The sequence below is a fragment of the Aggregatibacter aphrophilus ATCC 33389 genome (genome assembly GCF_900636915.1).
Lineage (GTDB): Bacteria > Pseudomonadota > Gammaproteobacteria > Enterobacterales > Pasteurellaceae > Aggregatibacter > Aggregatibacter aphrophilus.
Genome location: NZ_LR134327.1, coordinates 728,631 through 741,103 on the forward strand (window position 1 = coordinate 728,631; position 12,473 = coordinate 741,103).

General features: G+C 42.7%; 4 protein-coding genes. All 4 read right to left on the minus strand.

Annotation, left to right across the window (positions count from 1 at the left end):
* Positions 1–14 precede the first annotated feature (14 nt).
* Positions 15–2,381, minus strand: a complete 2,367-nt coding sequence (locus EL144_RS03625; protein WP_126379390.1) for a type VI secretion system Vgr family protein — start codon at positions 2,379–2,381, stop codon at positions 15–17.
* 170 nt (positions 2,382–2,551) lie between these two features.
* Entirely contained in the window at positions 2,552–4,912 is a 2,361-nt protein-coding gene (gene pbpC, locus EL144_RS03630) for a penicillin-binding protein 1C (RefSeq protein ID WP_005702783.1), read from the minus strand.
* Between the two features lie 111 nt (positions 4,913–5,023).
* On the minus strand, positions 5,024–10,795 hold the full coding sequence (locus EL144_RS03635; protein WP_050332614.1) for an alpha-2-macroglobulin family protein: 5,772 nt from the start codon (positions 10,793–10,795) through the stop codon (positions 5,024–5,026).
* Between the two features lie 42 nt (positions 10,796–10,837).
* Positions 10,838–12,286, minus strand: coding sequence for a metalloprotease TldD (tldD, locus tag EL144_RS03640; protein ID WP_005702779.1), 1,449 nt, complete (start codon positions 12,284–12,286; stop codon positions 10,838–10,840).
* Positions 12,287–12,473: the final 187 nt, after the last annotated feature.

The following is a 12,473-nucleotide window of genomic DNA, read 5'->3' on the forward strand; positions in this document are numbered from 1 at the left end:
TCTATAACCCTTTCTTACACTAGTTTTCCAATTAATTTTGCGTAGTTCTTGGCTTCTTCAAGCGCTTCTTTTATATTTTTTTCTGGATCTAAATAGAAGCCATGACTCATTATCTCATCCTTATCCGAATCATTGACAAACTCCTCAATCATCGGAATTTCATAATGAATCCCATTAATAAATTTGACTTCATATTTTTCTACATTTTCTTCATGTGTAATTTCAATCTCACCCTTATCATCCGTCATACCCTTTCCGATTTCTTTCCCATCTGCATATAACGTATAAGGCATACCAATTAGTGGCTGTTCAGAGTGTGGAGATAAGAAAAATTGTATCTGCATTAAAGGTGAATTTGGTGTATGGTTTTCTGTTTCGAAACGAGTAACAGCATCCGGCCCCCCATTTTCCCGAACCAATTCCCCCTCAATCCGCACATTCCCTATCAATGTAATCCCTTCTTGATTTACCACAATCTCGCCCGCCGGGCCCTGCAGACGCACTTCCTCATAGCCCTCTATATTAAAATGCTTACAAATACTCTCCAGTAAATCACCGGCAAGCCATTCGCCATTCTGCGCCACTTCAATCGTGGTATCTTTACCCACCTTGATAATCGTGTCCGCATGCACGTTCACTTGGTAGTTATTGCCGATATTGAGAAGATTGTCTTTTTCGATTTTGCTGATGCGGTTGCGACCAATATGGCGCATTTGGTCTCGGTTGATAGTCAGGCTTTCATCCAGACCGACAGTTTCCATGCGGTCATGTCCGATATTCACGGTTTCGTTTCGACTCACCTGCTCCGTGCGGTCATGCCCTATTTGGCTGGTTTCGTCATGGTTGACGATATGGTTATGGTCTTTCTCTGCATGCAGAAAGATTTCTTCTTGACCTTTTTCATCTTCAAAACGTAATTCATTAAAGCCGTTGCCTTTATGCGTTTTTGATTTTATCGTCATCCGCGTTTTATGTTTCGGCAGCGGATAAGGTGGTTCGGTAGTGCTGTGATAGGTACGTCCGGTGATTATCGGTTGGTCCGGGTCACCCTCCAAGAAGTTGACAATGACTTCTTGTCCGATGCGCGGCAGCATTTGACTGCCATACTGCGCACCCGCCCAACCCTGACTGACCCGCACCCAGCAAGAACTGTGTTCGTCATGACTGCCGACTCTGTCCCACGGAAACCGGATTTTCACCCGGCCCCAGTCGTCACAATAGATTTCTTCCCCTTCCGGACCCACCACATGCGCCATTTGTGGACCGTCCACTTTCGGTTTCGGTTGTGGCAGAGGTCGCCATTGCGTGGTGTGCGGTATCAGTTTAAGGTGGTTTTCATAACGATTACCTAACGCTCCCGCCTCTTCTTCTAAAATCCCATGTTGATAACCGCGATGTTCGATTGACACAATGAGCCAAGGGCGATTAAAGTCTGCTCTACGATGCCCTTCAAGCTCAAACACATACCCCGGCACTACCCGTAAATCATCTCCCTGAGCAAAGGCGACTTCCGCTTCACGACGCTCATACTCCAAACGATATTGACTAAAAGGTTTACCCTGTTCATCCCGTTTGTATCGTCCCGGGTAGTCGTACTTTTCATAAACGCCCGCAGAATTGACCGCACTTTGCCCCCCGAGGATATTTTGCCCTTGGGCAAGCGAAGACTGTTCTAAGTTATAGCGGGGATTGGTGAAGGTATAATCACGTAAGGTTTGGCTTTGTGGGGTAAGATTGGCTTCATAAGCGAAATGCCATAACGCGGCCTGCGGACGGTCGCCTGACGGCGTGGCGTTATAAAGCAAGGTGCCTTTATGCGGGGCGGTTTGGCTATCGTTGCAGAAATGTAAGAGATGGCTGTCCGCTTGATGTTCAAAATAATAATAGGCGCCTTCTTCTGCCGCTAAACGTTCAATAAAGGCTAAATCCGTTTCCCGATATTGCACGCAATATTCTCGCACCCAATCCGCATTCGTTAAACTGAAATCCACTTGCGAGACCTGATTCTTTTGCAACAGTGTACGGAGGATTTTTTCGCTGTTTTGCTGTTGGAAGATTTTATTATCCGATTGATATCGCGCCCGACTTAACGACGGCTCAATTACCATTTTATACCGGGTTCGACTAAAACCGCTTTCGCCTTGCGCAAACCCTGTGACAATGCCCGAAACATAACGCACTGGCGCCGAACCTTGCCAAAAGGTCAAGGTCGCTTCGTTATCTAACACATCGGAAAAAGAAGAGGCGGGGTTAAAGGCGGCTAGCTCCAATTCTAAACGAAATAGTTGCGAAAGTCCCTCGGTTAATACAAAACTCACTACGTCAAATTCGGTATTACCATTGACTTTTAAGCTGTAACGGTAATCGGATTGGGCCGACATAAGAAAACTCCATTAATAAAAATGAAAACTAATTTAGTAAAATTTAATGCTGCTAAGTATATAGTTTTATGATTATAAATGCTAAATCTTATTCAATCTTAAATTAAGCACTTTTAATAAAATAAATATATATTTCATAAAATTGGATAAATAATATTTCATCACTTCTGCTAATTTACCACTCTTACATCCACACTCATTGTCATGCTGTGCCCCTGATCATCGACGGCAGTGATTTGGTAGGTGCCGCTTTTGGTGGGTTTCCAGAGGAAAGTTTTGGATGAAAGGCTTTCGCCTAAATAGGCATTATTGATAAACCAATATAAATGTTGGATTTCACCTGATGTGGTGGCGATAAGCGGAATATGGTTTTCAGGGTTGTTTGGATGAATGTGATAAGTACGATTTTCTAATGGCGAATTAATTCGCAACGGATTTTGCGTGATCTGTTGTAAAGATTGATTTTGCTGTTCGTAAGGACATTCAACATTCACCATCGGATTACGTTTCATAATCCCGGCTTGAGCAAAGAGCTTTTGATAATCGGTGCTCCAGATTTCATAGATTTTTTGTTCCGTTTGATCGTTCGGATCGCTTTCACACGCCAACATGTCGGTACCTTTTCGCACGCGTAATTGTTGATAAATATTACTCACCTGAATCGGTGATTTACCGGGGATAAACAGGGTTTGGGTGAGTTGCTGACAATGTTGGTTCGGTAAATTACCATCGGCGGCACAAACCGACACATCCGTTAAATTTAATCCTTCACGTTTTAATGGGTCTTTCATGTTTGGATATTGCGCAATAATGCCGTCTGCCAGTTGTAAAAATAACGGCGTTGCAAGACGACGACCGATAAATTGCGGATTGCTTTTATTATTAAAATGCCCAAACCATACCACCAGTGTGTAATTGCCGAAATAGCCTACCGTCCAAGCATCGCGTAAGCCATTAGATGTGCCGGTTTTCCAATATAGCGGCAGTTTTGTTTTAATGGATTTATTATAAATATCGGGACGAATATTTTGCCTTAGCATATCGCTCACCATGTAGCTACTTTCGGCGCTAAGCAAACGTGCGCCTTGAGTAGTCACTGGGTTCTTTAATAATTGCAGCGGTTGCCATTGACCTTGGTTGACCAAGGCGGCGTATAACTCTGCTAACTGCTGCATAGAAAGTTCTGCCCCGCCCAATACTAAAGACAAACCATAATGTTGTTTATTTTTTGGCAACGAAATATTTGCCAGTTTTAATAAATCATAAAGATCAGGCTGCTTCAGCTGTTGTGCCATTTCTACCGCAGGAATATTGCGACTTTGCAGCAACGCTTGAGTTACCGTCACCGGCCCGAGGAAATTACCTTCATAATTTTCCGGTTGATAATCGGCGAAATTGGTGGGCAAATCCTTCAAAATGGTTTTTGGATGCGCCAAGCCTTGATCAAATGCCAAGCCATAAATAAAGGGTTTCAGCGTCGAACCATAGGAGCGCTTTGCTAAGGTGCCGTTAATTTGGCCGCTGATTTGTGTATTGAAATAATCTCCCGACCCAATCAACGTTTTAATTTGCATGGTGCGATTATCTACCACCAACACCGCCATATTGGTCACGCCATAATGTTTTTGTTGGGCTAAATAACGTCGGCTAATACGCTCTACCAAGCGTTGCAAACCACTATTTAGACTGGTGACAATTTGTCCGTTTTGAATCGCATCACTGTCGGCATAATATTGCAACACTTGATCGGTAAAGTGCGGTGCAAAAAACGGGAGTTTTTCTAAGGAACGCAAGGGGTAATTCAAGGTGAAATGAGATTGCCATTGACGATCTTGCGGATGTTCGGTAATCCAACGTTGATATAACTTATTGCGTGCGTTAAACAGTTGCGGATTAAGCTGATTATTATTCTGTTGAATATAGCCGTTAGGGTTTTTCGGCAAAATCGCCAAAATCATCGCTTCTGCCAAGTTCAGGTTTTTATTGGCTTTATTGAAATAAATCAGACTGGCGGTACCGGCACCTTCGACATTGCGGCCATAAGGCGCAAAATTGAAATAGGCCTCAAGAATGTCATGTTTGGAATATTGCAATTCAAGTTGAATCGCGCGTAAGATTTGTTCAATTTTTCCACTGATTTTACGACTATCAATGTCCCACAAAATCCGTGCCAACTGCATCGTAATGGTAGATCCGCCCTGTGGCGTCCCACCTAATAAATAAGTCTGCGTCGCCCCACGCAATAAACCATAAGGGTTGACACCAAAATGGTAATAAAACCATTCGTCTTCTTGAAATAACACCGCCTCAACGAGTTGTGGAGAAAGCTGTTCCAAAGGCGTCCAAAGGCGATATTTCTGATCTTTCGCCGTGGTTAAACGCAACAGATTTTGCTGTTCGTCATACACGGCAACAGAATAAGGAAAACGTTGTTTTAACGGTTCGTGAGGCAAAAAACGAATGAGTAAGCCTATGCCGAGGAGGAATGACAACAATAAAAGGCAATAAATTCTTTTGCGAGATTTTGGCATAGGGTTGGAATAATGATGCTTTCAAACCTGTGAGGTTTATGTTTAAAAATAGCAAATTTTGATAATAAAAAATAATCCTCTCCGCTAAGTCACGGAGAGGATTGCCACTTGTTATTGAACCACTTCAATATAGCCTTTATCGGCAGATTGGGCGTTTACTGCACGGTTATACATATTTTCCGCATAAGCGCGTGGAATTTGGAATTTACCCGTATTCACTGCTTTTAATTGGTAATTGATCACCGTTGTAGTGTCTCCTACTGTGCCGTAACTCAACATACGATCTTCACGCAAATCACGATGAGCAAAATCAAAGATATAAATGACATCATCCTCTTTTGCATTAATATTGTCTTCATCGTTATTACTACGGCTAACCACCTCAAAACCTGCCGGATATAAATCGGTAATCACCATATCCTGCTGTACATTTTGCAGAGATCGTACTTTCACTTGAACGTTAACCACATCACCCAGTTTCACGGAAGTCACCGGTTTGCCATCTTTATCAGTATAAGTGCGGTCGATTTCTACACCGTTTTTAATGGCTTCTGCTTTCGGTTGCTGCACATAGCCGGCTTGGCTGATGGCATACCAGGCTTTTTGTTCACTTTGGTTTACAAAGTTTAATTGCGCTTTATCGGCATCGACCTCAGCAGATAAGAATACACCTTGTAATTGACCGATATCTTGTCCATTTTGTTGAATATGTAACTTCGCCAATTGTTCCGGATGCTGTTTACCGTAGGCATCTAAGGCAAGTAACACCATGGAGGAAGATAAAGTGTTATAACGTTCTTCATTCAAATCCTGCACAATGCTATTAAGCAGGGTGTCGGACAATTTTTCTGCTTGTTCAGGGAAATGACGTGCTAACACATATAACACGGCACTTTTTTCAATCAATGGATCAAGATAATAGCTATAGCTCCATTTAGCTTGCGATTGTAAATCACTGAATTTTGCCATCACATCGCTAATCAGCATATCCGCATCTTGTTCTTGTTTCACTAATTGATAAGCACCTGCCAGCCAAGCAACGGTTAAATCGGATTGCCATTCTTCGGCTTTAAAGTTGCGATCTAACAAGCTACGAATAGACATTAAACTGTCACTTGGCACTTGTCCTAAACGTGCTAATAAATAGGTAGCATAGGCGCGTTGACGTAACATCGGTAAATCATCCGAGCTGTCAGGACGACTTAAGCGCTCTAAGGCGCTGACCGCCTTATTAAATAACCCGTTTGGTGTTACCCAAGCCGCCGGTAATTTCACGCCGTGTTCTTGCGCTTCAATTAAGAAGTGTGCCACATAAGCGGTTAAGAAAGCATCGTTGCCATCTAAGCCCGACCATAAGCCGAAACCGTCATCCGTCGTTTGACGCTCCGGCAACAGGCTAAAGACACGTAACAAGTTTTTGTTAAGCTGTTCTTTGTTGGCTTGAAGGGCTTGGGTATCACCTACCTGAGATAATACGCCTAACAAGCTTTGATACTCCGGATTATTGGCAAATAACAGATTCGGCATCGCCGCACTAATAATTTGCTCGGTGCATAAGTTATCGTAGTTACCTAAATAACTGCTTATCCCTTGTGCCAACACCAATGGTGCAGGTGAAATTAATGCTGTTTGTTTGCGGCTCTGCGGGAACAATACTGCCGGTAATTGGATTTCTGCCTGTTTATTTGACGCAACTTCACCGACTTTGATGAATTGTTGTTTTGCCGTCAACGGACGTACAGAAATGTGATATTTACGTTCTGCTTGCGCCGGTTGCTGGTGCTCATCTAAATAGGCGGCAGTAAAATATAAAATACCGGAACCTAGATGATCGGTAGCCTTTAATTTGAAATCAACCGAACCTTCGCTCATTGGCGCCAACGTAATAGAGGTTTGCGCATTGTTTAATAAACGGAATTGAGGTGCAGCATTTAGCTGAATCAAAATGTTTTGTTCGCTTTTTGTATTATTAGCAACACTTAAACTCACTTGCGCTTCATCATTCGGAGCCAAGGTAATCGGTGCGGTTGGTGATAAAACCACATCATCCCGCACTAAGGTTTCACTTTGTCCGATATTCATTTGTGCGCCATCGTTCGCCACGGCAATGGCCATAACTTTCAAATTGCCATTAAAGCCTTGTGGCACGCGATAGCTTACCGTTTTGCTGCCGTCTACATCCACAATATCCGACCAAAAGACGACCGGTTTATCGACTTTACGCTTAAACGGATTGGTATTTGCCGCCACTTTCGCCGCCATAGCCATTTCAAGATCGGCGTCACCACCGGTTTGAGCGTATTGCAACACTTTACGGAACTCCGGCAGGATTAAATCTAGAATTTGCAAAGTTTCAACTTGTAATGCATATTTCGGGAAGAAGAATTTCAATGGTTCCGCCTGTTGATAACCGGCAACCTGTAAAATCCCTTCATTCACGGCATAAATAATTGCTTTACTCGGTTTATTGGTCGTCAAAGTAAGATCTACTTTTTCACCAGATTTCACCATTTTTGGCGCGCTGACATTCATTTCTAAGCGATGATTGTTTACGTTCACGCTAAATGGTGCAACACCATAACTTAATGGACTGGTGAAAATATCATCAGACTTCATATCACGGGAGAATTGCACGTTGATATAACCACTGCCTTCAAAATTAGCAGGAATTCTGATTCTTTGAACAGAGCGGTTAGTGGTGGATTTAAACCATTGATGGGCATAAACACGATCACGTTCAATCGTAATTAAGCCACTACCTGCATAAGGTGCATTAATTGCCACTTCAATTTCTTCACCCGGCATAAATTGTTTTTTGTTTAAATTCAATTTTAGCTCGGTGTTTTTATCCATGGCCACCGTCACATTGCTATTACCGATGACAGTGTAAGGAATACGGTTTACGGTTTCGCCATATTGATTGTTAATCACCAACACGAAATCACCGCTACGTTCTGTATTTAAACTCACTTCGGAACCAATACGATTAATCACTAATGGTTGTTCGCTGAGTTGCGTTTCTACCATTTTGGATTCGTATTTATACGCACCGGATGCTTGCTCTGTTAATACGGAAACATATTTGCGCTCCATTAAGACCGCACTTAAGCCCTCAACGGATACTTTTTGCAAACTTGGGTCAATGGCAATTAAGCTGACTTTATTTTCGCTATTTTCTCTTAAATAACTTAAATCTTGTGAACTGCTATAACCCACTAACCAAGGCTGAGCAGACACTAAGATAGATTGCACTTTGGACACACCACGGCCACTGTTGTTTTCATAACCGTCTGCCGTGAAATATAACATTTGCACGGTATTTTCCGCTTCTTGTGCCAAATTTAAGGCAAAAGTCGCGTCACCGTTATTATCGGTCAGCTGATCTTGCAACTCACGTTCTAGCAGGATCGCATCTTTATTTCGTTGGTTATCATAGAATTGATAATCCTTATATTCCGGAAAACTTGGGAAGATAGAATGCAATATAATATTTGCACTTACTTTACGTTGTTGCGCCGGGGTACCGAATAAATTAGTTAAATGCACGGTGGCTTTTAAATCTTGTGGCGCAACCCAAGCCAATTTTTGATCGCCGTTAAAACCGGTATTAATTTTTAACGTATCCGGTTGGAATTCCTGCACTTGGAAGGTCATGGAACCTACTTCGGTTTGCTCTTTTCCTTGAGCAATATAAACCCGCGCAGACCATTCGCCGGTTTCTGCACTTTCCTCTAACGGATAATTCAAACTGTTCAAACCACCTTCATTTACACGAATATTTTTCTGCCAAAGAATTTTGCCTGATGGTGAAGTCAATTCCACCACTAGCGGTACGCCAGCCAACGATTTCTGCCAATCCAAGGCCTTGCTGATAATCCCGATATAAAGAGATTCGCCCGGACGATAAATGCCACGATCATTAAACACAAAGGCTTTGATAGCATTTTGCTCCGGTGAAATTTCTTGGCCGCGAATGTCAAAGCGAGAGAAATCTAAAGTGCGGTCGGATTTATTAATAGGTAAGAAAGATTGATCTGCTCCGCGAGTCACCAAATACATCACAGGTTCCAATTCCTGTTTGTAATTTTCCAAAGATGGCAACAACGCAACGCCTTGACGGTTGGTATATTGGGAAGCAATCACTGTGTTATTACGGGAAATAACTTTCACGGTTGCACCGGATACCGGATCGCCACTTGCAATAGATTGTACAAACACAGATTGAGTACCATCAGCGGCCTTTTTGACGATAATGCCTAAATCCGTTAACACCACCAAACGATAATCAACTTTTTTCGACTCTTGCTCAGAATAATAGTCGTATTCTGACGTTTCATCGGAATCTTTCAATTTGTTGCTATTGTCATCATTAGAAGAATCGTCGCCGGAATTGACCGCACTTGCCTTCACCCAGAAGATCCCTTGTCTTGGCAAGCCTTTTTGACTCAAATCGACACTGAGATAATCAGATTTGCGCGGTTCACTGTTGTTGACAACCAAGGTTTCGGTTTTGAAATTCGCAATATCATCAAATTTCAAACGACCCAAATCCGGTTTTTGGAAACTACCGGAATTTAAATTGGCAATATGGCGTAACTGCTCGCCTTGGACGCGACCAATATCTAATCGAACATTATCCGCATTGCGAACTGCCAGGGTGAGTTTGCCGTCACCATATTGAGATAACAATGCCCCTTTGCCCACAAAGCTGATATACGTTGGATAATTCGGAGCGCATTGTAAATCGCCTACAGCGTCTTTAAGTTGATAACCGCCTAATGCCGTAAATTTATTTTCCAATTGCAAATACACACAACGACCTTCCGGAATATCAAAACGAAAAGACTGTGCTTTAGCATAAGGTTGTTCGCTTAGAATGAGTTCGGGCTGAATGCGTTCGCCTTTATTTACCATGGCTTCCGTCAGTTTCGTACGGGTATAACTTTGACCTTCAGGCAATTCCGGCAATAGCACTGTAATCAAGTTATCGGCAATATCCTTACCCTTTACGCCATAGTTAAAATTGAGGGTTAATACCTGTTCTGCCTCATCGCGTTCATTATTAATAATTTTGAACTGATTATAGGAATTATCCAAACTGTATTTGGTCGGTATCGCAACCAGCTCCGACACACCTTTTTCCAAGGTATTCACCCCTGTTTTGGCGCGTAATTTCTGACTGATTTTAGTTTCGACAAATTGATTCGGTTGGGTAGATAACCCCAATTCATCAGAACTAATCCACACATCCAATTTGTTGTCAGAATAATTAATTTTAAATTTCAGCGGATTAATCATATCAAGCGATTTATCTTGATTTTGACGCACCAAATTCACCTCAACCGCTTTTTCTAATTCTTTCGGATCAATAGGGTTAGAGAAGGTGAAATGCGCTAAAGAATGGCGAACATGCGCCAAATTAGGATCTTGATAAAATTCAACATCGGATTGCGTAACACTAAATGGCTCGGTTTTGATGGAATGAGTTCCCACCACCGATTTAGCATAGGTTAGGCTTGGATTTAATGCGATTTTTTCTAACGTAATTTTATATTCTTGCCCTGTCGGCCAATCTTGATTCGGGGTGAATGTTAATAAATGATCATTTTTCCAGACCCATTTCCCCTCAATGGCCGGTTCAATTTTCACACCTTGATTGATTTCTCCCTTCACTTTGTCAATCGGTGCGACACTACCACTAAACTCAATATTCAGTGGGTAAATCACGCTTGGCGTTTGTTCATAATCACTCTGTTGAATGCGATTAAATTTCACCGTAATCGCATTAGTATCATCTGTTTTTTGTTGTTGATACCAATAAACACTACCTGCAACAGCTAACGCAATAGCCCCCACTGCTACAAATTTCTTTTTGCCTATCATAGGACTTTCTCCGTTCCTTAAATTTGTAATTGCTAAACTAGGTTAATTTGTACCGCCCACGGTAATTTGGTCAATTTGTAATGCCGGTTGCCCCACGCCTACCGGCACGCTTTGCCCCTCTTTACCGCAAGTACCTACACCATGATCCAATTCCACGTCATCGGCGACCATGGACACATTTTGCATGACTTCAATACCACTACCGATTAACGTTGCGCCCTTCACCGGCTTAGTGATTTTGCCTTTTTCGATCAAATAAGCTTCTGAAGTAGAGAACACGAATTTGCCGGAGGTAATATCCACTTGGCCGCCACCAAAGTGCGGTGCAAAAATGCCGTGTTCTACGGAAGCCACCAAATCCTCAAATTTATCTTTACCCGCCAACATATAGGTATTAGTCATGCGAGGCATTGGCAAATGCGCATAGGATTCACGACGTCCATTACCTGTCGGCTGCACGCCCATCAAACGGGCATTCATTTTATCTTGCATGTATTTCTGCAAAATACCGTCTTTAATCAATACGTTATATTGACCTGGCACGCCCTCATCATCTACGGTGACCGAGCCACGACGATCCATTAAGGTACCGTCATCCACGATCGTACATAGCGGCGACGTGACTAATTCACCAATTTTGCCGGTAAACAATGAGCTTTCTTTACGATTAAAATCGCCTTCCAAGCCATGTCCTACTGCTTCGTGCAATAACACACCCGGCCAACCTGCGCCCAACACAACCGGCATTAATCCTGCCGGCGCCGCCACCGCGCCTAAATTTACCAATGCTTGACGCACAGATTCTTTCGCAAAATAGACCGCTCTTTGTTCGCCTTTATAGCTCTCAAAGAACCATTCCAAACCGAAACGACCGCCTGCGCCCGCACTACCACGCTCGCGCTTACCGTCTTGTTCTACCAACACGGAGATCGATAAACGAATTAACGGTCGAATATCTGCCGCCAAGGTGCCATCGGTGGCCGCTACCAGTATCTCTTCATACACCATACTTAATCCGGCATTCACCTGCACCACTCGTGGGTCTTCCGCGCGGGCGGTTCTATCAACCAAACGCAATAATTCAATTTTTTGTTCTTGGCTTAAACTGTATAGCGGGTTAATCGACTGATAACGCAAAGGTGCATCCAGCGGATTAAATCTCACCGGTAGAATAAAATTACATTGGGAAGGTTGCGCAATACCACGCACTGCCTGTGCGCATTGTTGCAAATTAGTTAAGTTGATTTGATCAGAATAGGCAAACCCAGTTTTCTCACCACTTACTGCACGGACGCCTACGCCACCATCAATATGGAAACCGCCCTCTTTAATAATACTATCTTCCAACACCCAATTTTCATCTTGGCTAAGTTGAAAATACAAATCCGCATAATCCACATTGCGCTGCGCCAACGTGTCAAACACATTCGGCAAATCGGACAATGTCAAATTATTACGGGCTAGTAGGGAGTCAGTCACTTGTTTTAACATGAAATCACACTCAAAAATAAATCAAAAAAAAGTTGAGAAAATTGTGCAAAATTATAACGTATTTTCCGCAAAAACCGAAAAAGAAAGTTAGCTAAAATGTAGATTACAGATTTATTTTTGAGGCGGTTAGAGGGGAATAAAAAGTGCGGTCATTTTTCGAAGTATTTTCCAAAACACCCCCAAAATT

Bases quoted from the DNA above. Each gene is read 5' to 3' on its own strand.
- tldD (WP_005702779.1), bottom strand. From the start codon at position 12,286: ATGTTAAAACAAGTGACTGACTCCCTACTAGCCCGTAATAATTTGACA.
- EL144_RS03625 (WP_126379390.1), bottom strand. From the start codon at position 2,381: ATGTCGGCCCAATCCGATTACCGTTACAGCTTAAAAGTCAATGGTAAT.
- EL144_RS03635 (WP_050332614.1), bottom strand. From the start codon at position 10,795: ATGATAGGCAAAAAGAAATTTGTAGCAGTGGGGGCTATTGCGTTAGCT.
- pbpC (WP_005702783.1), bottom strand. From the start codon at position 4,912: ATGCCAAAATCTCGCAAAAGAATTTATTGCCTTTTATTGTTGTCATTC.